Here is a 23,284-nt window from a genome sequence, read left to right as displayed (position 1 = left end):
AACTTTTTGTGTTGATCCATGAAAAGGTAAGACAAGCAAAGTTTAAAAGCTTTAATAGCATTGCTAGAACAATGTCTGTACATTATCAGAATATACTCAACTATTTTGACAATAGAAGCACAAATGCTTCTGCAGAATCTTTTAATGCTAAAATTAAAGCCTTTAGAGCACAATTTAGAGGTGTTAGAAACATCAAATTTTTCCTTTTTAGACTCTCAAATATTTATGCCTAATTTCTAAATCCCACAACTTTTTGACTTGATCCGATTTTTTCCTTTTTGCTAAGAAGTTTTAAGGCGTATGAATTTTGAAATTGATCACAGAATATAAAAAAAAACAAGGTTTTTTGTAAAATAAAAAAAGCTGAATATTTTAAAAAATATTCAGCTTTTAGTCGGGGTGGCAGGATTCGAACCTGCGACCTCCTCGTCCCAAACGAGGCGCGATGACCGGGCTACGCTACACCCCGAAAATGATAGTTCATTTAAGGACTGCAAAGATACACTCTTTTTACAAATAACAATCATTTTTAATAATTATTTTTCATTACATATTGTTAATTTACTTTAATTATGTTTTCATTATTAAAATTTATAAACATTTGTATTTATAAGTATCAAAATATGATACTTTTACACTTCTAAAATTGATACAGAATATTATGTCAGATACAATAGAAAAAATTAAATGTTTAATAATTGGTTCAGGGCCTGCAGGATATACTGCGGCAATTTATGCAGCAAGAGCAGACATGAAACCTATTATGTATACAGGAATGCAAATGGGAGGTCAATTAACAACTACAACTGAAGTTGATAATTTTCCAGGGTATCCAGAAGGTACAGATGGAACGGCAATGATGACCGATTTACAAAAGCAAGCAGAACGTTTTGGTACAGAAGTTCGTTTTGGATTGGTAACTAGTGTAGAATTAAGTGATAAAGTGGGTGGAATTCATAAAGTTGTTGTGGATGAGACGAAACAAATTGAAGCAGAAACTATTATTATTTCTACAGGAGCAACTGCAAAATATTTAGGATTAGAAAGTGAACAACGTCTAATTGGTGGAGGTGTTTCTGCTTGTGCTACTTGTGATGGGTTTTTCTACAAAGGACAAGATGTTGTAGTGGTTGGAGCAGGAGATACGGCTGCAGAAGAAGCTACTTATTTATCTAATATTTGTAATAAAGTTACAATTTTGGTTCGTAAAGATTTTATGAGAGCTTCTAAAGCGATGCAACATAGAGTTCAAAAGACTAAGAACATTGAAGTTTTATACAATACAGAAATAGATGAGGTTTTAGGATCTAATGTTGTAGAAGGTGTTAGAGCCATCAATAACCAAACAAAAGAAACTACAAATATTCCTGTAACAGGTGTATTTATAGCTATTGGACATACGCCAAATTCAGATTTATTTAAAGGTGTTTTAGATATGGATGAAACAGGTTATTTAATTACCAAAGGGAAATCTACAAAAACAAACTTACCAGGAGTTTTTGCTGCTGGAGATATTCAGGATAAAGAATACAGACAAGCGGTAACTGCTGCAGGTACAGGATGTATGGCTGCTTTAGATGCAGAACGTTATTTAGGTGCTCTAGAATAAGCAACGCAATTGTATTTTATATATAAAAAAAGAGATTACTGTTAAAGTAATCTCTTTTTTGTTGTTTCATTGCGTACAACGAAGTAATCTTTATATTCTATGTATGGACTCCTGCTTTAGCAGGAATAACAAATTCTTAAACTTCTACAGAAGCTTTCATAGATTTTCTGTAAGTAAAAGAATTAAATATATTTCTTTTACCAAAATTGTTCATTGATTTTGCGTTTACAAATTTTCCGAAAAGTATTTTACTAACACCAAAGTATTCGTATTTATTTCCATCAGTAAAAGTAACCTCTAATAACATACTTTTATGGTGCCAATCTGCAACCTGAAATTCTGTTATTGTTGTTTTATAAGCATCTAAATTAGCCGCTTTCGTTTCTGGAGCTATACTTACTAAGAAATGATACCCATCAATAATTTGAGTACTCATTACATCTGCTTCATCCTTTTTTTCTTGATCTTGAAATTTATCTGGGTGCCACTCTTTCACTAAACCTCTGTAAGATTTTTTTAAATCCTTTAAATCAATAGATCCTTCTACTTTAAAAAGTTTTTTATATTCTTTTATACGCTTCATTTCGTTATTTTCAAATTGCGTGCAAAACTACTGATATTAAATGGATTGTGATGCACCAAATTATTATTATATTATAAACATCTATTTTAAGTCAGATTTTTAATTGTTTAAATTGTTTTTTTACTGATTTATATCATTCTTTTTTGGTGTTTAATTTTGCAACTTTAAGCATAGTTCTAAAGCCTTTTATTATGAAAACGCACATTTCTTATTACGAAAATAAATATGAGTTTCGCTTGTTTGTTCAAAAGTCCTTTTCTACTTTATTAAAGCTAAAACAAGAAAAAGATCAGACTTCCTTTAATAATTTGGTCTTAAAAATATTGCCAGAAATTCGAAAATATGTAAATAAAAGATTAAATGCTGCTATAAAAACAGGTCATTTTTCTAAAAAGAAATATAAAGCTGATGATATTATTGACCAGCTCTTTATAGCTATTTATGATGCTATTGAAGCTGTAGAAAATGAAGACAATTTCTATGTATGGTTGTTTAAAAAAACAAATGATTTGTTAGATGATGTTATTGTAGAAGAAGAGTTTAATGAATTGTTTTTTAAAAATATAGATGATTATACCAAACCAGAATGGGATGAAATGCAAGAGAAATTTAGTACTGATGGAGGAGGAGATTTATTAATGATTGAAGAACTAGATGATTTTACATACAATCATAACGATTATAGTTTAGAGGATGTTTTTGTGGAAGATGATGAGAAAGCATTAGCTGAAACATTAGATAAAAAATTAGGAGAAGATAAAGTTAATGAACATATAGAATTAGTAGTGCACAATATGCCTGCGGAAATGCGAATTGTTTTCTATTTATGTACCAATCAAAAGTTACAAATAGAGGAAATTGCAGAAATACAAAAAAAATCAATCCCTGAAGTTGAAAAACTTTTAAGCGATGCAAAAAAAGTAATTCAAAGAAGTCTCTTTAATAGATACGCCGCAGAGAATTAAGGTTTTAAATTTGGGTTAGAAATCACTTTTTATAAGTTAGCTAAAAATCTACTTAATAAGAAGTGATTTTTTTATGACGAATAGAATCTTTTTGATCATTAGTCCAATTATATTTTCCCTCATAAATACCTTTTGTTTCCCAGTCTCCATACATTGGGTTTGGTAATACTATGTACTTATTACCAAAAGAGGTATGTAAGCTATCTGTATTTTTATTTCTTTGAGTTGTAGTGCTATTTTCAAATATCGATGAAAAATCAGATAAATTATCACCCAAAAGTAATACTATTTCATGGGTTTTGTTGACAATACTTCTTCTAGAACCTTTTCCGCTACTATTGGTTTTTAAAAGTACGTGAGTTTCATCCGCAAAAGGAAAATCTTTTAATTGTAGATTTTTAATAGTCTCTTTTGTTTGTTCTGCAGATCTGTTAGAAATGTAAAATACGGTTACATTTTTACGCTTAGCGTACTTAAAAAAAGCGAGCGCTCCTGGTATGGCATTTGCTTTTTTCTGTGCAACCCATTCTGCCCATCTTTCTGAAGTATAATTTTCGTCTAATTTAATTTGTTTACCAGAATACGGACTGTTGTCTAAAAGAGTTTCGTCTATATCGGTAACAATAGCAATTGGTTTTTTAGATGTATTATTAGCTAAAATTTCATCTAATCGAAGCTGTGCTAAATTGTAGGCTTGATAAGTTAACGCTTTGTATTCTGCTGCATTTTGAACCCACAATAAAGATTGTATGGTATGTTCCTTAATTGGAGTCTTATTTATAGTTTGTTGTTTTATAGTAGTAATTTGAGTTTTACAACCGAAAAAAATGAATGCTGTAAAAAGAGAAAAAAATATTTTATTTTTCATTATGGTTTCTATTTTAGGAAATACGAATGTGCTTCAAAATTAATATAATTTTAATTATATTATGAATATTTAGCATATAAAAAAAACCATCATTTTTAATGATGGTTTTTACAACAAACAACTAATTTAATCTAAAAGTTAGATTAAATTTTTACTATATTTTGATTGTCAGTTGAGTTTGAAGAAGAGTTTAAAAATTTCAACAAACTCAATTTGACATCAAGAGATTTTTAGAAGCAGTATTTATTTTCTGCTTTTACTTTTTCTGCTATTTCGTTACGTAAATCAACAATATCTGGGTAGTTTTGGTATTTTGTAAAACGTTTTAAGCCCATTAACATCATACGTTGCTCATCTCCTTCTGCAAAAGAAATAATACTTTCTTTTCCTTTTTCTTCAATAATATCTACTGCGTGATATAAATATAATTTAGACATTGCAATTTGAACAGATTGTTCTTTTTCGTTGGTGCGTTTTACATTCTTTTCTGTTCTTAGAATGGCAGATTCTGCCATGTATATTTCAATTAAAATATCTGAAGCTGCAATTAATAATTGTTGATGTTTTTCTATCTCAGGACCATATTTTTGAAGCGCTGCACCTGCAACCATTAAAAATGTTTTCTTTAATTTAGAGATCATTAGTTTTTCTTCAGAAAATAATTCTGAAAAATCAGGAGTATCAAAAGAAGGAATACCCATTAAGCTATTTGCAACTTCTGTTGCTGGGCCTAATAAATCTACATGCCCTTTCATGGCTTTTTTAATCAACATTCCTACAGAAAGCATTCTGTTAATTTCATTTGTTCCTTCGTAAATACGTGCAATTCTTGCATCTCTCCAGGCAGATTCCATAGGAGTTTCTTCAGAGAATCCCATTCCTCCAAAAATCTGAATTCCTTCATCGGCACAACTTTGTATGTCTTCGGAAACGGCCACTTTTAAAATAGAACATTCAATAGCATATTCTTCTACACCTTTTAATTCTGCTTCTTGATGTGTGTTTCCTGCTGCAACTCTTAATGCAATTCTGTCTTCAATATCTTTAGAAGCTCTATAGGTTGCTGATTCGCCAACATAAGAATTCGTTGACATTTCTGCTAATTTTACTTTAATGGCACCAAAATCTGCAATAGGAGTTTTAAACTGCTTGCGCTCATTTGCATATTTTACAGCATGTGTAATCACCCTTCTTTGAGAATCTAAACAAGCGGCGGCTAATTTAATTCGCCCAACATTTAAAGCATTCATTGCAATTTTAAAACCTTCTCCACGACCAGCTAACATGTTTTCTGCTGGTACTACCGTATCATTAAAAAATACTTGTCTTGTTGATGAAGCTCTAATTCCTAATTTATGTTCTTCTTCTCCTAAAGTAATTCCATTCTGATTTTCTTTATCAAATTCAACGATAAAACCTGTTATGTTTTTATCACCTTCTATACGAGCAAAAACGATCATTAAACGACAAAAACCTGCGTTCGAAATCCACATTTTTTGTCCGTTAATTTTGTATGATTTTCCATCAGCAGACAATTCTGCAGTTGTTTTTCCTGAATTTGCATCAGAGCCAGCACCTGGTTCTGTTAAACAATATGCACCAAACCACTCACCTGTAGCTAGTTTAGGAACATATTTTTGTTTTTGTTCTTCCGTTCCGTATAAAGTAATTGGCATAGTTCCAATACCAGTATGCGCACCAAAAGCAGTACTAAAAGAACCTGTTCCGCTTGAAATATAATCGCAAGTTAAAACGGTAGAAACAAATCCCATTCCTAATCCTCCATAAGCTTCAGGCACTGCAACTCCTAGAAACCCTAATTCACCAGCTTTTACCATTACTTCTTCAGTAAGCGCATAGTCTTTAGCTTCAAAACGTGCTTTATGCGGAATGATTTCTCTGTCGTTAAATTCCATAACCGCTTCCTTCATCATCTGTTGCTCCTCAGAAAAATCTTCTGGAGTAAATACATCTTCACAGTTTGTTTCTTTTACAAGAAATTGTCCACCTCTTAAAAGTTCTTTATTAGTTGTTTCCATATTTTTATTGACTTATGATGGTAAGACTGATGACATAAGACGTCAATTGAATTACCAGATTTTGTTAGTTATATAATTTTTTTATTGAATTTAAGTCTTACGTCTTAAGTTCATTTAGTCTTATGTCGTTTAAGACAAAAACTCAAACACACCTGCAGCACCTTGTCCAGTACCAACACACATGGTTACCATTCCGTATTTGTTCTTCATGTTACGTTTGCGCATTTCATCGAATAATTGCACAGATAATTTTGCACCAGTACAACCTAATGGATGTCCTAATGCAATGGCGCCACCATTTACATTTACAATGTCTTGGTTTAGGTCTAGCTCACGCATTACTGCTAAAGATTGAGAAGCAAAAGCTTCATTCAATTCAATTAGTTCAATATCTTTTTGTTGTAAACCTGCTTGTTTTAAAACCTTAGGTATTGCAGCTACAGGACCAATTCCCATAATTCTTGGTTCTACACCTGCAGCAGCATAATTTACTACTCTTGCAATAGGTTCTAGATTTAATTCTTTTACCATTTCTTCACTCATCACCATAACAAAAGCAGCACCATCACTCATTTGAGATGAGTTACCAGCTGTTACACTTCCACCTGCCGCAAAAACTGCGCGTAATTTATTTAAAACTTCAATAGAAGTCCCTTTTCTAGGTCCTTCATCTTTAGTTACTGTATATTTTCTTGTTGCTTTTTTTCCGTTTGCATCTAAAAAGGTTTCTTCAACTTCAATAGGAACTATTTGATCTTGAAAACGGTTTTCTGCTTGCGCTTTTAAAGCTTTCATGTGAGAATTAAATGCAAATTCATCTTGATCCTTTCTAGAAACATTAAATTGGTTTGCAACTGCTTCTGCAGTGTTTCCCATTCCCCAATAATAATTAGCATGACCAGATTTAACAGTATCATAATTCAATTCTGGTTTAAAACCAGTCATTGGTACAGAGCTCATGCTTTCTGCTCCACCTGCAATAATACAACTTGCCATTCCTGCATTAATTTTAGCTGCTGCCATGGCAATTGTTTCTATTCCAGAAGAACAGAAACGGTTTACGGTAACACCAGGAACATCCACTGAGTTTAATCCTATTAAGGAAATAAATCGTGCCATGTTTAACCCTTGTGCTCCTTCTGGCATTGCATTACCAACCATTACATCATCGATGCGTTTTACATCCAAATTTGGGATTTCTTTCATCATGTGCTGAATGGTTTCTGCACCTAATTCGTCTGCTCGTTTAAAGCGAAAAACACCTTTTGGAGCTTTTGCAACTGCTGTTCTATATGCTTTTACTATATATGCTGTTTTCATTTTTTCTTGATTTTTAGATTATTGGATTTTCAGATATTTAGATTTCTAACAATCGAGAAATCTAACGTTCTAATAATCTAATTTCTTAATGGTTTTCCAGTTTTTAACATTGCTTGAATTCTTTCTAACGTTTTACGTTCTGTACATAAACTCAAAAATGCTTCTCTCTCTAGATCTAATAAATACTGTTCTGTAACCAATGTTGGTTCAGATAAATCACCTCCAGCCATTACATATGCTAATTTATTGGCAATTTTCATGTCATGTTCACTAATGTATTTAGAGTCTTTCATAGAATCTGTACCTACCAAAAACATTCCTAAAGCTTGTTTTCCTAAAACGGTAACATCAGTACGTTTTGCGGGTTGTGTATATCCACTTTCCGCCATTAGTTTTGCATGTGCTTTTGCAGTTGCAATTTGTCGGTCTTTATTAACAACTACAACATCTTTTCCTTTTTGAAGTAACCCTAAATCGAAAGCTTCATAAGCAGAAGTAGATACTTTTGCCATACCTATGGTTAAGAAGTTTTCTTGTAAAACGTTTAATTCTACGTCTCCTTTCTTAAAAGAATCTGATGCTCTTAAAGCCATTTCTTTAGAACCACCACCACCAGGAATTACACCAACTCCAAATTCTACTAATCCCATATACGTTTCTGCTGCTGCAACCACTTTATCGGCATGTAAAGAAATTTCACAACCACCACCTAAAGCCATTCCGTGTGGAGCAGAAATAGTTGGTATAGATGAATAGCGCATACGCATCATCGTGTCTTGAAAATATTTAATGGCATAATTTAATTCATCATATTCTTGCTCTACAGCCATCATAAAAATCATTCCAATATTTGCCCCAACAGAAAAATTTGCTGCTTGGTTACCAACCACTAGACCTTGAAAATCTTTTTCTGCTAAATCAATACCTTTATTAATTCCTGCTAAAACGTCTCCACCAATGGTGTTCATTTTAGATTGGAATTCTATATTTAAAATTCCGTCTCCAATATCTTCTATAACAACACCAGAATTTTTAAAAACTTCGTTTGATTTTCTAATGTTATCTAAAATAATAAAACCATCCTGACCCGGTTTTTTAGTTTGAGATTTAGAAGGAATGTCATAAAAATAAGTAGCTCCTTCTTTTACTGAATAGAACGATTTAGAACCAGAAGCTAACATTTCTGTTACCCAAGTTGCAGGTTCTTTACCTTCGGCTTTCATTAGTTCGATTCCTTTTTCTACACCAACGGCATCCCAAATTTCGAAAGGACCATTTTCCCAACCGAATCCTGCTTTCATGGCATCATCAATCTTATACAATTCATCAGAAATTTCTGGAATTCTATTTTGGACGTATGCAAACATGGCTGCGAAGTTCTTTCTATAGAATTCACCAGCTTTATCTTTTCCACCAATCAATACTTTAAATCGGTCAATTGGCTTATCAATCGTTTTCGTAAGTTCTAAAGTTGCAAATTTTGCTCTTTTAGAAGAACGATATTCTAAAGTATCTAAGTCTAAAGTTAAAATTTCTTTTTTTCCTTCAGCATTTACTGTTTTTTTGTAGAAACCTTGTCCAGTTTTACTTCCCAACCATTTGTTTTCCATCATTTGGTTGATGAAACTAGGAAGCTTAAATAAATCGTGAGCTTCATCATCAGGACAGTTTTCATAGATTCCGTTAGCAACGTGTACTAGCGTATCTAAACCAACAACATCTACGGTTCTAAAGGTTGCAGATTTTGGACGACCAATTACTGGTCCTGTCAATTTATCTACTTCTTCAACTGTTAAGCCTAATTCTTTTACTTGATGAAATAAAGACTGAATTCCGAAAATTCCAACTCTATTACCTATAAACGCAGGTGTATCTTTTGCTAAAACAGAAGTTTTTCCTAAGAATTTTTCACCATACATCATTAAGAAATCTGTAACTTCTTGTTTACAATCTGGTCCAGGAACAACTTCGAAAAGTTTTAAATATCTTGGAGGATTAAAAAAGTGAGTGACAGCAAAATGCTTTTGGAAGTCTTCACTTCTTCCTTCATTCATAAATTGAATAGGAATACCAGAAGTGTTTGAAGAAATAATTGTTCCTGGAGTTCTGTATTTTTCTAGTTTTTCAAAAACTATTTTTTTTATATCTAGTCTTTCTACAACAACTTCCATAATCCAATCTACATCAGCAACTTTTGCAATATCATCATCTAAATTACCAGTAGTAATTCTGTTCGCAAATTTTTGATTATAAATAGGAGAAGGCTTAGATTTAAGGGAAGCTGTAAGTGCATCATTTACTAAACGATTTCGTACAACTTTGTCTTCGAGGGTTAATCCTTTAGCTTTTTCTTTGGCGTTTAATTCTCTTGGCACAATGTCCAATAATAGAACTTCAACGCCAATGTTTGCAAAATGACAAGCAATTCCGCTTCCCATAATTCCAGAGCCAACTATTGCTACTTTTTTAATTCTTCTATTCATTAGTTAATTGTTTTTTATACTTTATTACTAACAGTACCATAAATATGTTTGTCAGCAATTAATTTGTTAATTGTTGATGTTACTTTAAAAAAACCTGCTAACTCTTTATCAGAAACATTTTCTCTTATAGTTTCATTAAATTGTATTACATAGGCTTTAGATATTTTACGCATTTCTATGCCGTAATCTGTTAATTTAATTAGAATGCTTCTACCGTCATCGGGGTTTTTTTCTCGGCAAATAGCACCTTTATCTTCCATCGTTTTTAAAATTCTAGAAAGACTTGTCGGTTCCATACCCATTAAAGGTCCTAAAGCCGTAGATGGTGTTCCGTTTTGTTTATCGATATTTAATAACACAAAAGCAGTAGCCATTGTACTATCATGCTTTACTGCTTGCTCATTATACACTTTTGCAACTGCTTGCCAAGTTGCTCTAAGCTCATGATCTATTGATTGTAATTTATCCATTACGTCAAATATAACAAATTTTACTATGCATGCATAGTAAATAAATGAAAAAGTTATGCGTGCATAATAAATTTAACAAAAAATAAACTTATTTGAGTTTTTACAGGGTAATTATGATTTGATATATTTGAGTAAAATAAATTAGCGATGAAAACTCCAGAAATATTAAAATTAGAAAATGAGTTAGGTGTTAACTTAAAACAACTAGAAGTAGGTGGGGTTTTTGATTCTAAAAACAGAAATTCATATTTATTAAATGATAATCAAGAAATAATGTTTCTTAATCTGCATAAAAATAAATTGAAAGATATTAGTGCATTATCTTCTTTAAATAGCCTAATTATTTTAGATCTAGGAGAAAATCAAATCACAGATATTAGCCCCTTGTTTTATTTGAAGAGTTTATTTGCTTTAAATTTAAGTTCAAATCAATTAACAGACATTAATCCCTTATTTTCTTTAATTAATTTAAGTAATTTAAATTTATCAAGTAATAACCTAAATGATGTTAATCCTCTATCTAATTTAACATCTTTGATTCATTTGGATTTGAATTTCAATAAAATTACAAATATTAATCCTTTATCTACTTTAAGGTCTTTGACTAATTTGAGTTTGAGTTCTAATCAAATTACAGATATTAGTTCTTTATCATATTTAACTAAATTAACTTCTTTATCTACGGGGTATAATCAATTGATAGATATTAATCCTTTGTCTACTTTAATATTTTTGATAAATTTAGATTTAAGGAAAAATCAAATCACAGACATTAGTTCACTATCTTCTTTAACAAATCTTACTTTGTTACTCTTATCCGAAAACAGATTGGTAAGTATTGAATCCTTAAGTTCATTAACAAATCTCACAAGATTAAATCTAGGATATAATAGATTATCTAATATTAATGAGGTGTCTAATTTATTTAAAATAAAAACATTAGCTATAGAAAGAAATCAATTAACAGATATAGAATCTTTACGTCCACTAACTAGTTTAGAGAGTTTAACTTTAAGTTTTAATAATTTGAGTAGTATTGAACCATTGTCTTCTTTAGTTGAGTTGACTAATTTATCTTTAGAATACAATGAATTAAAAGATGTTACTCATTTGTCTCATTTGAGAAATTTGGTTTCTTTATGTTTGGGTAATAATAAATTAACAAATATTGATTCACTATCGTCTCTAACAAAATTAAGTAATTTGGAATTAGATTCTAATAGGATTATTAATGTTAAGAGTATTCAAAATATAGTTAATAATCTTTCTTTGCTTAGAGTAATAAATATTAGAAATAATTTATTAGATATACCTTACAATTTATTAAATGATGCAAATGGTTTAATAGCTTATTTTAAAGATATTAAATTAGGAGTCACAAATAAAAGAAATACAAAATTATTGTTTTTAGGTGATGGTTGTGTAGGTAAAAGTACTTTGTTAGCACATTTAAAAACATTGAAACCTCCAACTGAAATTCCAATAAATAAACGAACAGAAGGAGTACAATTGGGGGTTTGGAAAGATGTATTACCAGATGTTAAAGTGAATGTATGGGATTTTGGTGGACAAGAGGTCTTGCATAGCACACACCGTCTGTTCTTGGGAGAGGAGGCAGTATATGTACTAGTTTGGTGTAAAGAAAGCAAGAAGAAATGTTCTAAAGAAGAAACTCATAATTTACAATATTGGTTAGACTTTATTGCGGATTATGGTAGGAAAAGTATTGTATTATTAGTAGAGAATGTAATTGACGGTGAGTTTGAAAGTAAAGAGCTTCCTGATGATTTAGAATTAGCAACACTTGTAACAAATTACAGAAATAAGCAAATTGAATTGATCCCTACACAATACCGTTTTGATTGCAAAAACAATACTGAAGAAGTAGAAAGTTTTCGTGATGTTATTAAAAATAAAATTAAAAGTTTACATAAGAGATACCCTATTAAGTATTATCCTGAAAGCTGGCATGTATTTCAAGAACGTTTGGAAAAAGAAAAAGAAACACATAAAATAATTTCTTTAGAACGTTATGAAGAGTTAGGGAAGGAATCTAAAGTTTCTGAACCGAAAGCATTACTTTCTTTTTTTGATAAATCAGGAGTGATTGGTTATTATGAAAGGTTGGCAGATGATATTATTATCTTACAAATGGATTGGGTTTTAGATCCAGTGTATAAAACAATACAATTAAAAGATAATACATTAGCAAGAACTCAAGGTAAATTGAATGATGAAGATTTAGATTTTATATGGAATAAATATCAACCAGAAGAAAGACGACTATTTAAAGAGTATATGTTAAAAAGTAATTTATTGTCAGAACCAAAGAGATACCCTGATTCATTAAATAGAAGTTATAAATATTTGTGTCCATCATTATTTGATGATAAAAGTATAGATACAATTCAATGGGAAGAAAAAGAAAGATACGTAATTGTTAAATTTAATTTTGTTTTCTTAGCCATAATACAACAACTTCAAGTTCAAATTTTAAACCATTGTAATTTTGATGATAAGGAAATCTTTTACAAGAATTATATTTGTTTTAAAGACAAAGAAGGTTCATTAGTTTGGATAGAACTTTACAAAAATGAAAAAGAATTGCGGATTTTCAGTGAAAATGAAAATACCATACAAGTAGTTTTGAGTGAGCTTAATCTAATTTATCCTATAGATAGAACACTAGTCAGGTTAAGAAAAAAAGATCTAAGTGAAGAAGATTATTTATATAAAAATACAGATAATTTTTTTCATTCTAAAAATGAAATTAAAGATTATAAAATAATGGAAGAAGAAATGGATAAAGAAAAAAAAGCCAAAAAAATATTTATATCTTATAGTAGAAAGGATTATAAGTTTAAAGATGAGTTAAAAAGTCATCTATCACTTTTAGCACGATATAATTTAATTAATGCTTGGTCTTGTGATGAAATGAAACCAGGAAAATGGAATTCACAAATACAATCAGAATTAGCAGCAGCAGATATTATTGTCTATATGGTTTCTCATAATTTTTTAGACTCGAATTATATAATGGACGAAGAGGTTAAAAAAGGAATTGAACTAATCGAAGAAGATCCAAATAAAAAAATTATCAATGTTTTGGTAAGAGATTGTCTTTGGGATCAATGGTCAAAAATAGAAGAACTTGTAAAAAAAAGAACTAAAAATTTTTCAGAAATGAGTTTAGATCATTATCAATTTTTACCTTATCATCAAGATGATGGTGTAGAAAAATTATTACCTCTTGAAGAATGGAATGTAAATAGAGGACAAAGTGTTAATACAGCTTATAAACAAATAGCAAAAAGAATTTTATCCGAAATAATTTAAACCATTTAACTTGTAACGTTTGGGGGTATTTAAATACTAATACATAGAAAATATGTAAGTTTGTAATTACTGAGAACTTTTCAGAAAAATTATTAAAAGGCAGATGAAAAATTTACTAGAAGTTAACAATGTTGTAAAAAACTATGGCGATTTTAGAGCATTAAATAATGTTTCATTACATATTCCTAAAGGATGTGTTTTTGGATTATTAGGCCCAAATGGAGCCGGAAAAACATCTTTAATTAGAATTATCAACCAAATAACAATGCCAGATAGTGGTTCTATTATTTTAGATGGAGAAGTATTAGCACCGCATCATACAGCACAAATTGGCTATTTACCAGAAGAACGTGGTTTGTATAAATCTATGAAAGTAGGAGAGCAGGCTTTGTATTTAGCGCAATTAAAAGGATTGAGTAAAGCCGAAGCTAAAAAACGTTTGAAATATTGGTTTGATAAATTTGATATTTCTGCTTGGTGGAACAAGAAAATTGAAGAACTATCTAAAGGAATGGCGCAAAAAGTGCAATTTATTGTAACGGTAATGCACAATCCTAAATTATTAATTTTTGATGAGCCTTTCTCTGGGTTCGATCCTATTAATGCGCAATTAATTGCCAAAGAAATTTTACAACTTAGAGATGAGGGAGCAACCATTATTTTTTCTACGCATAGAATGGAATCTGTAGAAGAAATGTGTGATGAAATAGCCTTAATAGATAAATCGAACAAGATTTTAGATGGAAAGTTAGATGATATCAAACGTCAGTTTAGAACTCATACTTTTCAAGTGGGGCTTCATGCGGATCATCCTAAAGAAGTGGAAGCAAAATTAAAAGAGCGCTTTGAAGTTTTTCCATCCAACTTTAAATTATTGAATGATAGTTTAACTATGAATGTAAAATTAACGGAAGGAAATTCTGCAAACGATTTGTTGTCTTTTTTAACAAGTAGCGGAGAAGTGCAACATTTTGTAGAATTGATACCAAGTGCAAACGATATTTTTATTCAGGCAATAAATAAAAACAGTTTATAAAATGAGCAAGTTAAAACTAATTATACATAGAGAATTTATTGCTAAGGTTCGTAATAAATCATTTATAATGATGACTTTTTTAAGTCCCTTATTAATGTTAGGTATGGGTGCTTTGGTTTATTTTCTGATGCAAAAAAATGAAGAAAAAGTTAAAGAAGTTGTCTATGTAGATAATTCAGGCTTGTTTTCTAAAGAAGATTTTAAAGATTCTAAAACCATTCATTATAAAGATTATACTGCTTTAGGGATTGAAGAAACAAAAAAGAAAGTAGAAGAAGGCAATTATTATGGAGCCTTGATTATCCCAAAACAAGATAGTTTAGAATTGCTAGCAAAATCTATAGAGTTTTATTCTACAGATTCTCCAGGGATGTCTGTAATAGGTTCTTTAGAAAATAAAATAGAGACTAAGATAAGACATGAAAAACTAAATAATTTTGGTATTGATTTAGAAAAAATAGAAGCTTCTAAAATTAATACAGATATAAAAATGTTTAATTTTTCTGGAGAAGAATCTTCAAAATTAATAAACGGATTAAAAATAGGCCTTGGTGCAATGGCTGGTTATCTGTTAATGATGTTTGTTATTATATATGGTAACTCAGTAATGCGTAGTGTTATTGAAGAGAAAACAAGCAGAATTATAGAAATTATAGTATCATCTGTAAAACCTTTTCAATTAATGCTAGGTAAAATTATAGGAAATGCTTCTGCTGGGTTATTACAATTCTTTATTTGGGGAATTATACTATTTGTGCTAACAACCGTTGCATCTTCTGTTTTTGGGGTTGATGTTGTAGGTATGCAATCGGCTAGAGTACCTGCAGAACAAATGGAAGCAATGAAATCTGCAGTTGGTGGAGGGGAGATGCAAGTAGTGGTACAGGAAATTTTAAAATTACCAATTTTAAAAATGTTTATTTTATTCATATTTTATTTTCTAGGTGGTTTTATGTTATACAGTTCTTTGTTTGCAGCAGTTGGTGCAGCGGTAGATAATGAAACAGATACGCAACAATTTATGTTGCCAATTATGTTGCCTTTAATGTTAGGTATTTATGTTGGTTTTGCAACCGTTATAAATGATCCTCATGGTTCTATTGCGGTACTGTTTTCTTACATTCCATTTACAAGTCCTATTGTTATGTTAATGAGAGTTCCTTTTGGAGTTTCTTGGTATGAGTTGGCCATTTCTATGACGTTATTATTGGTTACATTTGTGTTTATGGTATGGTTGGCAGCAAAGATTTATCGCGTAGGTATTTTAATGTATGGTAAAAAACCTACTTATAAAGATTTATATAAATGGTTGAAGTATAAAGGGTAAATGCAAGATAACGTACAGGAAGTTACTGGTGATATTATAGAGAAAGCAAATTCTATATTAGATTATACTATTCATTTTTCTAATGAAATTAGTGTAAGTCTTAGAGGGCTGTTGTATATAATTTTTGCTTTATTTTTAACTTCAATTCTTCTTAAATTAATTAGAAGAATAGTTACAAAAAAATTGCCTGAAAATGATAAACATAAATTTGGAACCGTCTTTAGTTACCTTAGATGGTTTGTTTATTTAATTATTTTCTTGGTGGCAATGCATGTTTCTGGTGTAAATGTAACAGCTGTATTTGCTGCATCTGCGGCTCTTTTAATAGGTGTTGGTTTGGCATTACAAACGTTGTTTCAGGATATTCTTTCTGGAATCTTTATTTTAGTAGATCAATCCGTGCATGTGGGAGATATTATTGAGTTAGAAGGAAAAGTAGGTAGAGTTTTAGAAATTCGTTTAAGAACCACAAGGGCAGTTACTATAGATAATAAAGTATTGGTAATTCCTAATCACTTATATTTAACCAATATTTTATTTAATTGGACTGAAAACGGCATTGAAACTAGAGAATCTGTAACCGTTGGTGTTGCTTATGGAAGCGATGTAGATTTGGTAAAACAAATTTTATTAGACACTGCAAAAAACCATCGTAAAATTTTAAAAAGACCAGAGCCAAATGTCTTATTTACAGATTTTGCAGATAGTTCACTAAATTTCAAACTAGTGTTTTCGTTAAATGATAGTTTTGAAACAAGATTTGTACAAAGTGATTTGCGTTTCGAAATTAATAAGAAGTTTAAAGAGCACAATATTTCAATTCCATATCCACAAAGAGATGTACATGTTTACTCTAATACACAACCATTAGTTTAATAAGTATAAAATGAAAAGATCTTTAATTATTCTAGTATTGTTTGCAAGCTTTATAGCAAATGCACAATTAACAGATTTAGCAAGAATAGAATATTCTTTTATTCCTCAAAAAAAATCTGATGATCAATATACTAGAATTAGAGCGTTGTTTAATTATCCAATTAAAATAAAAGAAGGTAGTTATTTAATTATAGGTTCAGAATTTAATAGGATATTTTTAAATTTAAAAGATCAATATCCTTTTAATACAGCACTACTAGAAAATATTAATGTTATTGATTTAAATTTAGCATACACTCATAAAATAAGCGATTATTGGAGAGTTGCTTATAGTTTTACGCCTAGGTTAGCTGCAACCTTAACCCACAAAATAACGAATGAAGATTTTTTTATTAACGGAGGTCTTTTTTTTATAAAAGATAGAACAAAAGATAAAAACTTAGCAAAGCCATATCGTTTAACTTTGGGGTTAACCTATAATACAACTGCAGGTGTTCCTTTTCCGTTACCTTTAATAAATTACTTTAGGCAAGTAGATGAGAAATGGTCTTATACAGTTGGTGTACCTAAAATGAATTTAAAATATAAAATAAACCCAGTAAACAGTTTACAATCTTTTGTAGGTTTAGATGGTTATTTTGCACATTTAAAGACGCCAATAATTATAGATAATAAAGAAGCAGACAATATATCTTTATCTGTATTGGTGGCCGGTTTAGGCTATAACTATCAATTTACAAAGCATTTAGTGTGGTTTGCCTATAGTGGTTACACTATTAGATTGAGTAATGTTTTAAGAGATAAAGACAGAAAGAATGTATATACTTTAGATAAAGTAAATGCGTTTTATTTAAGAACAGGTATTAAATTTAAAATATAATGTCAAAGATTTTAATAATAGAAGATGAAGCCGCCATTAGAAGAGTTTTAACAAAGATTATTTCTGAAGAAAATGAAGCTTACCATGTAGAAGAGGCAGAAGATGGTTTGTTAGGAATTGAAATGATTAAAAATAATGATTACGATTTGGTTTTGTGTGATATTAAAATGCCAAAAATGGACGGTGTTGAAGTATTAGAGAAAGCAAAAAAAATAAAACCAGAAATTCCGATTGTAATGATTTCAGGGCATGGAGATTTAGATACTGCAGTAAACACAATGCGTTTAGGCGCGTTTGATTATATTTCTAAACCACCAGATTTAAACAGACTTTTAAATACAGTTAGAAATGCTTTAGATAAAAAAGTATTAACTGTAGAGAATAAAAGGTTAAAGAAAAAGGTTAGTAAAAACTACCAAATGATTGGTGAAAGTGCTGCAATCTCTCATATAAAAGAGATGATTGAAAAAGTAGCACCAACAGATGCAAGAGTTTTAGTTACAGGACCTAATGGAACAGGAAAGGAGTTGGTTGCGCATTGGTTGCACGAAAAATCAGATAGATCTAAAGGTTCTTTAATTGAGGTAAATTGTGCTGCAATTCCATCAGAATTAATAGAAAGCGAATTATTTGGTCATGTAAAAGGTTCTTTTACTGGTGCAAATAAAGACAGAGCAGGTAAGTTTGAAGCAGCAAATGGAGGAACTATTTTCTTAGATGAAATAGGAGATATGAGTTTGTCTGCACAAGCAAAAGTATTACGTGCTTTGCAAGAAAATAAAATTCAGCGTGTTGGTTCTGATAGAGACATTAAAGTAAATGTTAGAATTGTTGCAGCAACTAATAAAAACTTAAAGGAAGAAATTGCAGAAGGTAGATTTAGAGAAGATCTATATCACAGATTAGCCGTTATTTTAATTGAAGTTCCGTCTTTAAATGATAGAAGAGAAGACATTCCGTTATTGGTAGACTTTTTTACTGGAAAAATTTCTGTAGAACAAGGCACTCCTAAAAAAGCATTTTCTGCTGCTGCAATTAAATTATTACAAGAATATGATTGGACGGGAAACATCCGTGAATTAAGAAATGTAGTAGAACGTTTAATTATTTTGGGAGAAAAAGAAGTCTCTGCAAACGATATTAAAATGTTTGCAAGTAAGTAGCTTCTTTAGTTTCTAGTATGCTGATTATTTCTGTAAATTCTTTAGCTTTTGCATAATCTAAGGCAGATTTGTTTTCTTTATCTTTAAGAGATAAATCTGCATTTTGTTCCAATAAAAATGCCACCATTTTTAGTTGATTGTACATAGTTGCAAAAATTAAAGGTGTATAACCAAGATTGTTTTGCACATTCATATTTGCATTATTCTTTAAAAGAAGTTTTGCGATATCAACATTACCTTTAAAAGCGACACCTAATAAAGCGGTGTTTCCTTTAGCATCTCTATGATTTACATTTGCATTGTGATTTATTAAAGTTTCTGCAATTTCTATTTTATCAAAATAGGTAGCAAAAACTAAGGGCGTAAAACCTCTTTTATCTTGTGCGTTTGCCAATTTAGGAAACCTTTTTAATAGTGTTTCTATTACATTGATGTTCACAGATTGAATTGCATCAAAAAAAGTATTTAAAATATTCATAAGTAGTTTGTTTATTAAAAGGATAAGCTTTCACAAAAAAGCTTATCCTTTTTTTTATTAATTATTTGACATCAAATCTATCAGCATTCATCACTTTTGTCCAAGTTTTTACAAATGCATTCACAAATTTTTCTTTATTGTCATCTTGTGCAAAAACTTCTGCATAAGAGCGTAAAATAGAATTAGAACCAAATACTAAATCTACACTTGTTGCAGACCATTTAAAAGCACCCGTTTTACGATCTCTAATTTCATATAAACCTTCACCAACTGAATTCCATGTATTCCCCATATCAGTTAAGTTTACAAAGAAATCATTGGTTAAAGCACCTTCGTTATCTGTAAAAACTCCATGTTTAGTTCCTGCATAATTAGTGCCCAATACTCTCATTCCTCCAATTAAAATTGTCATTTCTGGAGCAGTTAAGCCTAAAAGTTGTGTTTTATCTAACATCAATTCTTCCGGACTAACAATATATTCTTGTTTTAACCAATTTCTATATCCGTCTGCAATTGGCTCTAAAGGTTCAAAAGAAGCCGCATCAGTCATTTCGTCCGTAGCATCTCCTCGACCAGCGGTAAAAGGAACAGTTGTGTTGAAACCTGCATTTTTAATTGCTTTTTCTACACCAACATTACCCGCTAAAACAATGGTATCAGCAATACTAATTCCAAATTCCGTAGCAATAGGAGTTAGAATATCTAATACTTTGTTTAATCTCTCTGGTTCGTTACCAGCCCAATCTTTTTGAGGAGCTAAACGAATACGAGCACCATTTGCTCCTCCACGCATATCAGAACCCCTATAAGTTCTGGCGCTATCCCAAGCAGTAGCAACTAATTCTGCAATTGTTAAATCTGTACTCGAAATTTTTGCTTTAACAAGGTTTACATCATATTCTTTATTTCCTTCAGGAATTGGATCTTGCCATATTAATTCTTCAGTAGGTACATCTGGGCCATAATATCTAGCCTTTGGTCCCATATCACGGTGTGTTAATTTGTACCAAGCACGTGCAAAAGTTTCTGAAAAATATTGGTGATCGTTACTAAATTTTTCACAGATTTCACGATAAATAGGATCTACTTTCATCGCCATATCAGCATCTGTCATCATAGGATTTAAACGAATAGATGGATCTTCTACATCTACAGGTTTGTCTTCTTCTTTGATGTTGATAGGTGCCCATTGTGTAGCTCCTGCAGGACTTTTCGTAAGTTCCCATTCATATCCAAATAAAAGATCGAAAAATCCATTATCCCATTTTGTAGGTTCAGTGGTCCATGCACCTTCTATACCACTTGTTACCGTATCTCTACCAACACCTGTTCCAGTAGGATTAGACCACCCTAAACCTTGGTTTTCAGTAGGGGCAGCTTCTGGTTCTGGGCCTAATTTACTAGCATCTCCATTTCCGTGCGCTTTACCAACTGTATGACCTCCTGCAGTTAATGCCGCAGTTTCTTCATCATTCATTGCCATACGAGCAAACGTTTCTCTAATATGTAAAGCCGTTTTTGCAGGGTCAGATTTACCGTTAACACCTTCTGGGTTTACGTAAATTAATCCCATTTGTACGGCTGCTAACGGATTTTCCATTGTGCTAGGATCTTCCACGTCATTATAACGTTCATCACTTGGCGCAAGCCATTCTTTTTCATCTCCCCAATACGTATCTTTTTCTGGTTGCCAAATATCTGTTCTACCAAATGCAAAACCATACGTTTTTAAGCCCATAGATTCATAAGCAATGGTACCCGCTAAAATGATTAAATCTGCCCAACTTAATTTGTCCCCATATTTTTTCTTAATGGGCCAAAGTAATCGTCTTGCTTTGTCTAAACTAGCATTGTCTGGCCAAGAATTTAAAGGTGCAAAACGTTGGTTTCCGGTTCCACCACCACCACGGCCATCACTAGTTCTATAAGAACCTGCGGAGTGCCAAGACAAACGAATCATTAATCCGCCGTAGTGGCCCCAATCTGCAGGCCACCAATCTTGACTATCGGTCATTAATTTTGTTACATCTTCTTTTAAAGCTTCAATATTTAAGCTTTTTAGCGCTTCGTGGTAATTAAACTCTTCACCAAGTGGGTTTACTTTTGTGTCATGTTGATGTAAAATATCTAAATTTAAAGAATTTGGCCACCAGTCATTATTTGTTTCATTAGTTGTGTTTCCTCCATGAAACGGACATTTTGTGATGTCACCAGAACCGTGTTTTAAGTTTTCCATTATATATGTTTTTAAATGTTATGTTTTAATTTTTGACAAACCTACAATATGTTTTTAAATAATTTTTATCTATTGTTTTTATTTTGTAATAGTTTAAAACAATAGATGATGATATTTCTTTAAAAATAAGAATTTACTTTTCTGTATCTATGTAAATAGCTAAAATCTATTTGTTTTTATTTTTATTATAATTAAAAACTATAGTAATATCAAAAGTTACCATTAAAATAATTACTTTCTTTTTGCTTTCTTTTTATCTTTGCATCAGTGAAAATTGAATATTAATAATTATAAAACTTATATAAAATGGCAACAGCAGTTGGAAAAAAATTCCCAAATTTAAATGTAGATGCAATGAACGAAATGGGAGATACGTTCAAAGTAAATGTATTAGAAGAAGCAATTAAAAATAAAAAGAAAGTATTGTTATTTTGGTACCCAAAAGATTTTACATTTGTTTGCCCTACAGAATTACATGCTTTTCAAGCGGCTTTAGGAGAATTTGAAAAAAGAAATACCGTTGTAATTGGTGCTTCTTGTGATACTCCAGAAGTTCATTTTGCTTGGTTAAGTACTTCTAAAGATAATGGTGGAATTGAAGGTGTTACCTACCCAATTTTAGCAGATACTAACAGAAACTTGTCTTCTATTTTAGGTATTTTAGATATTACAAACGAAACTTTTGATGAAGCTTCACAAACAATTCAAGTAGAAGGAGATAATGTTACTTATAGAGCAACTTATTTAATTGATGAAGAAGGAACTGTTTTTCATGAAGGAATTAACCACATGCCAGTTGGTAGAAATGTAAATGAATTTTTACGTTTAATTGATGCTTATGCACACGTTCAATCTCATGGAGAGGTTTGTCCAGCAAACTGGGAAGAAGGTAAAGATGCAATGTCTCCAGATGCAAAAGGAACTGCAGCTTATTTAGCTTCTCACTAAAAAATAAATTGTGAAAAGGGAAAAGTTCGTGTGAGTTTGGGGGAATAAGCACGGACTCCTTTTCTATTATATATTAAATTATGGTACAAGAATTAAGTCAAGATAATTTAGCAAATATAGTTGCTGACAATAAGAAAGTAGTAGTACAGTATGCTGCCACTTGGTGTGGAAACTGTAGAATTATGAAACCAAAATTTAAAAAATTATCTTCAGAAAATGAAGAGATGGTTTTTGTAATAGCAGATGCAGAGAAATTTCCTGAAAGCAGAAAATTAGCAGATGTTAGTAATTTACCAACATTTGCCACTTTTGTAGATGGTAAATTAGTAAATCAAACGCAAACAAATAAGTTTGAAGTTTTAAAGGATTTAGTAAACGAAGTTGTCTAATTATGAAACTACCTGTAATAAAACATTTAACTAATTTTATCGAAGAAAACGATCAAGATTATGTTTTGGAAACTATTGAAACTCTAGAAGCTTTAACAGAAGTTCCGTCTTTAAAAGACGAAGAATTAGATGTTATAGGCGAGTTAATTTCTAATATGTATGGTGCTCTTGAAGTTGATAAAATGGTAAAAGACGGTACACCAAAGAAAGAGGCGTTAAATACTTTTATGAAACGCGTTTTAGGTTCTATTGATAAATAGATAGAAACAATTATACGA

Annotated in this window: 20 protein-coding genes and 1 tRNA gene; 12 read left to right on the top strand and 9 right to left on the bottom strand. The window is 30.9% G+C overall.

The features are described from left to right. Positions 1–8 precede the first annotated feature (8 nt). Positions 9–233 carry a transposase gene (locus JOP69_RS08465; protein ID WP_203393863.1) on the top strand — a complete coding sequence of 75 codons (225 nt, stop codon included), beginning with the start codon at positions 9–11 and terminating at the stop codon, positions 231–233. Between the two features lie 161 nt (positions 234–394). Here the strand turns inward: JOP69_RS08465 and JOP69_RS08460 are convergent. After that, positions 395–469: transfer RNA gene (locus JOP69_RS08460), tRNA-Pro, on the bottom strand. 192 nt (positions 470–661) lie between these two features. Between JOP69_RS08460 and trxB the strand changes: the two genes are divergently transcribed. After that, positions 662–1,609, top strand: a complete 948-nt coding sequence (gene trxB, locus JOP69_RS08455) for a thioredoxin-disulfide reductase (RefSeq protein WP_203393864.1) — start codon at positions 662–664, stop codon at positions 1,607–1,609. A gap of 136 nt (positions 1,610–1,745) precedes the next feature. On the opposite strand, the gene JOP69_RS08450 is transcribed toward trxB, so the two are convergent. Beyond that, positions 1,746–2,192, bottom strand: coding sequence for a KTSC domain-containing protein (locus JOP69_RS08450; RefSeq protein WP_203393865.1), 447 nt, complete (start codon positions 2,190–2,192; stop codon positions 1,746–1,748). 191 nt (positions 2,193–2,383) lie between these two features. Here JOP69_RS08450 and JOP69_RS08445 point away from each other — a divergent pair, with 191 nt between their 5' ends. After that, the gene (locus JOP69_RS08445) at positions 2,384–3,157 is read left to right on the top strand and encodes an RNA polymerase sigma factor (RefSeq protein WP_203393866.1); all 774 of its coding nucleotides are present in this window, start codon (positions 2,384–2,386) and stop codon (positions 3,155–3,157) included. 52 nt (positions 3,158–3,209) lie between these two features. Here JOP69_RS08445 and JOP69_RS08440 read toward each other — a convergent pair whose 3' ends face one another. The 5 genes from JOP69_RS08440 to JOP69_RS08420 all read right to left on the bottom strand — a co-directional run bounded on the left by JOP69_RS08440 (position 3,210) and on the right by JOP69_RS08420 (position 10,337). Further along, positions 3,210–4,025, bottom strand: a complete 816-nt coding sequence (locus JOP69_RS08440; RefSeq protein WP_203393867.1) for a 5'-nucleotidase, lipoprotein e(P4) family — start codon at positions 4,023–4,025, stop codon at positions 3,210–3,212. 230 nt (positions 4,026–4,255) lie between these two features. Next, positions 4,256–6,064 carry an acyl-CoA dehydrogenase family protein gene (locus JOP69_RS08435; RefSeq protein WP_203393868.1) on the bottom strand — a complete coding sequence of 603 codons (1,809 nt, stop codon included), beginning with the start codon at positions 6,062–6,064 and terminating at the stop codon, positions 4,256–4,258. 129 nt (positions 6,065–6,193) lie between these two features. After that, complete coding sequence (locus JOP69_RS08430; RefSeq protein ID WP_203393869.1) at positions 6,194–7,384, bottom strand: acetyl-CoA C-acyltransferase; 1,191 nt, start codon at positions 7,382–7,384, stop codon at positions 6,194–6,196. A 77-nt stretch (positions 7,385–7,461) separates the two neighbouring features. Beyond that, a complete protein-coding gene (locus tag JOP69_RS08425) occupies positions 7,462–9,867 on the bottom strand; it encodes a 3-hydroxyacyl-CoA dehydrogenase/enoyl-CoA hydratase family protein (RefSeq protein WP_203393870.1) in 2,406 nt (801 codons plus the stop codon). 14 nt (positions 9,868–9,881) lie between these two features. Further along, positions 9,882–10,337: a MarR family winged helix-turn-helix transcriptional regulator gene (locus JOP69_RS08420; RefSeq protein WP_203393871.1), complete on the bottom strand. Its 456-nt coding sequence runs from the start codon at positions 10,335–10,337 to the stop codon at positions 9,882–9,884. Between the two features lie 147 nt (positions 10,338–10,484). On the opposite strand from JOP69_RS08420, the gene JOP69_RS08415 reads away from it, so the two are divergent. The 6 genes from JOP69_RS08415 to JOP69_RS08390 all read left to right on the top strand — a co-directional run bounded on the left by JOP69_RS08415 (position 10,485) and on the right by JOP69_RS08390 (position 18,955). After that, a complete protein-coding gene (locus tag JOP69_RS08415; RefSeq protein WP_203393872.1) occupies positions 10,485–13,673 on the top strand; it encodes a leucine-rich repeat domain-containing protein in 3,189 nt (1,062 codons plus the stop codon). 103 nt (positions 13,674–13,776) lie between these two features. Beyond that, positions 13,777–14,709 (top strand): ABC transporter ATP-binding protein, encoded by a 933-nt coding sequence (locus JOP69_RS08410; protein WP_203393873.1) that lies wholly within the window; start codon positions 13,777–13,779, stop codon positions 14,707–14,709. 1 nt (position 14,710) lies between these two features. Beyond that, positions 14,711–16,036: an ABC transporter permease gene (locus tag JOP69_RS08405; RefSeq protein ID WP_203393874.1), complete on the top strand. Its 1,326-nt coding sequence runs from the start codon at positions 14,711–14,713 to the stop codon at positions 16,034–16,036. Next, entirely contained in the window at positions 16,037–16,912 is an 876-nt protein-coding gene (locus JOP69_RS08400; protein ID WP_203393875.1) for a mechanosensitive ion channel family protein, read from the top strand. 10 nt (positions 16,913–16,922) lie between these two features. Then, positions 16,923–17,792 (top strand): DUF6268 family outer membrane beta-barrel protein, encoded by an 870-nt coding sequence (locus tag JOP69_RS08395; RefSeq protein ID WP_203393876.1) that lies wholly within the window; start codon positions 16,923–16,925, stop codon positions 17,790–17,792. Further along, complete coding sequence (locus JOP69_RS08390; RefSeq protein WP_203393877.1) at positions 17,792–18,955, top strand: sigma-54 dependent transcriptional regulator; 1,164 nt, start codon at positions 17,792–17,794, stop codon at positions 18,953–18,955. The genes JOP69_RS08395 and JOP69_RS08390 overlap by 1 nt, the downstream gene beginning before the upstream one ends. On the opposite strand, the gene JOP69_RS08385 is transcribed toward JOP69_RS08390, so the two are convergent. Continuing rightward, positions 18,933–19,433: an ankyrin repeat domain-containing protein gene (locus tag JOP69_RS08385; RefSeq protein WP_203393878.1), complete on the bottom strand. Its 501-nt coding sequence runs from the start codon at positions 19,431–19,433 to the stop codon at positions 18,933–18,935. The two genes, JOP69_RS08390 and JOP69_RS08385, sit on opposite strands and share 23 nt — an antisense overlap. Before the next feature lie 61 nt (positions 19,434–19,494). Continuing rightward, a complete protein-coding gene (gene katG / locus JOP69_RS08380; protein ID WP_203393879.1) occupies positions 19,495–21,669 on the bottom strand; it encodes a catalase/peroxidase HPI in 2,175 nt (724 codons plus the stop codon). Positions 21,670–21,975: 306 nt separating this feature from the next. On the opposite strand from katG, the gene JOP69_RS08375 reads away from it, so the two are divergent. From JOP69_RS08375 to JOP69_RS08365, 3 genes are all read left to right on the top strand, one after another. Beyond that, positions 21,976–22,617, top strand: coding sequence for a peroxiredoxin (locus JOP69_RS08375; protein ID WP_203393880.1), 642 nt, complete (start codon positions 21,976–21,978; stop codon positions 22,615–22,617). An 80-nt stretch (positions 22,618–22,697) separates the two neighbouring features. After that, the gene (locus JOP69_RS08370; RefSeq protein WP_203393881.1) at positions 22,698–23,006 is read left to right on the top strand and encodes a co-chaperone YbbN; all 309 of its coding nucleotides are present in this window, start codon (positions 22,698–22,700) and stop codon (positions 23,004–23,006) included. 2 nt (positions 23,007–23,008) lie between these two features. After that, a complete protein-coding gene (locus JOP69_RS08365; RefSeq protein ID WP_203393882.1) occupies positions 23,009–23,266 on the top strand; it encodes a hypothetical protein in 258 nt (85 codons plus the stop codon). The last annotated feature ends 18 nt before the right edge of the window (positions 23,267–23,284 follow it).

Origin of the sequence: Polaribacter sp. Q13, from assembly GCF_016858305.2 — a bacterium.
GTDB lineage: Bacteria > Bacteroidota > Bacteroidia > Flavobacteriales > Flavobacteriaceae > Polaribacter.
This window is presented reverse-complemented; position numbering and strand designations above follow the sequence as displayed.

Coding starts and splice junctions, on each gene's coding strand:
- trxB (WP_203393864.1), top strand. CDS start 662: ATGTCAGATACAATAGAAAAAATTAAATGTTTAATAATTGGTTCAGGG.
- JOP69_RS08450 (WP_203393865.1), bottom strand. CDS start 2,192: ATGAAGCGTATAAAAGAATATAAAAAACTTTTTAAAGTAGAAGGATCT.
- JOP69_RS08445 (WP_203393866.1), top strand. CDS start 2,384: ATGAAAACGCACATTTCTTATTACGAAAATAAATATGAGTTTCGCTTG.
- JOP69_RS08440 (WP_203393867.1), bottom strand. CDS start 4,025: ATGAAAAATAAAATATTTTTTTCTCTTTTTACAGCATTCATTTTTTTC.
- JOP69_RS08435 (WP_203393868.1), bottom strand. CDS start 6,064: ATGGAAACAACTAATAAAGAACTTTTAAGAGGTGGACAATTTCTTGTA.
- JOP69_RS08430 (WP_203393869.1), bottom strand. CDS start 7,384: ATGAAAACAGCATATATAGTAAAAGCATATAGAACAGCAGTTGCAAAA.
- JOP69_RS08425 (WP_203393870.1), bottom strand. CDS start 9,867: ATGAATAGAAGAATTAAAAAAGTAGCAATAGTTGGCTCTGGAATTATG.
- JOP69_RS08420 (WP_203393871.1), bottom strand. CDS start 10,337: ATGGATAAATTACAATCAATAGATCATGAGCTTAGAGCAACTTGGCAA.
- JOP69_RS08415 (WP_203393872.1), top strand. CDS start 10,485: ATGAAAACTCCAGAAATATTAAAATTAGAAAATGAGTTAGGTGTTAAC.
- JOP69_RS08410 (WP_203393873.1), top strand. CDS start 13,777: ATGAAAAATTTACTAGAAGTTAACAATGTTGTAAAAAACTATGGCGAT.
- JOP69_RS08405 (WP_203393874.1), top strand. CDS start 14,711: ATGAGCAAGTTAAAACTAATTATACATAGAGAATTTATTGCTAAGGTT.
- JOP69_RS08400 (WP_203393875.1), top strand. CDS start 16,037: ATGCAAGATAACGTACAGGAAGTTACTGGTGATATTATAGAGAAAGCA.
- JOP69_RS08395 (WP_203393876.1), top strand. CDS start 16,923: ATGAAAAGATCTTTAATTATTCTAGTATTGTTTGCAAGCTTTATAGCA.
- JOP69_RS08390 (WP_203393877.1), top strand. CDS start 17,792: ATGTCAAAGATTTTAATAATAGAAGATGAAGCCGCCATTAGAAGAGTT.
- JOP69_RS08385 (WP_203393878.1), bottom strand. CDS start 19,433: ATGAATATTTTAAATACTTTTTTTGATGCAATTCAATCTGTGAACATC.
- katG (WP_203393879.1), bottom strand. CDS start 21,669: ATGGAAAACTTAAAACACGGTTCTGGTGACATCACAAAATGTCCGTTT.
- JOP69_RS08375 (WP_203393880.1), top strand. CDS start 21,976: ATGGCAACAGCAGTTGGAAAAAAATTCCCAAATTTAAATGTAGATGCA.
- JOP69_RS08370 (WP_203393881.1), top strand. CDS start 22,698: ATGGTACAAGAATTAAGTCAAGATAATTTAGCAAATATAGTTGCTGAC.
- JOP69_RS08365 (WP_203393882.1), top strand. CDS start 23,009: ATGAAACTACCTGTAATAAAACATTTAACTAATTTTATCGAAGAAAAC.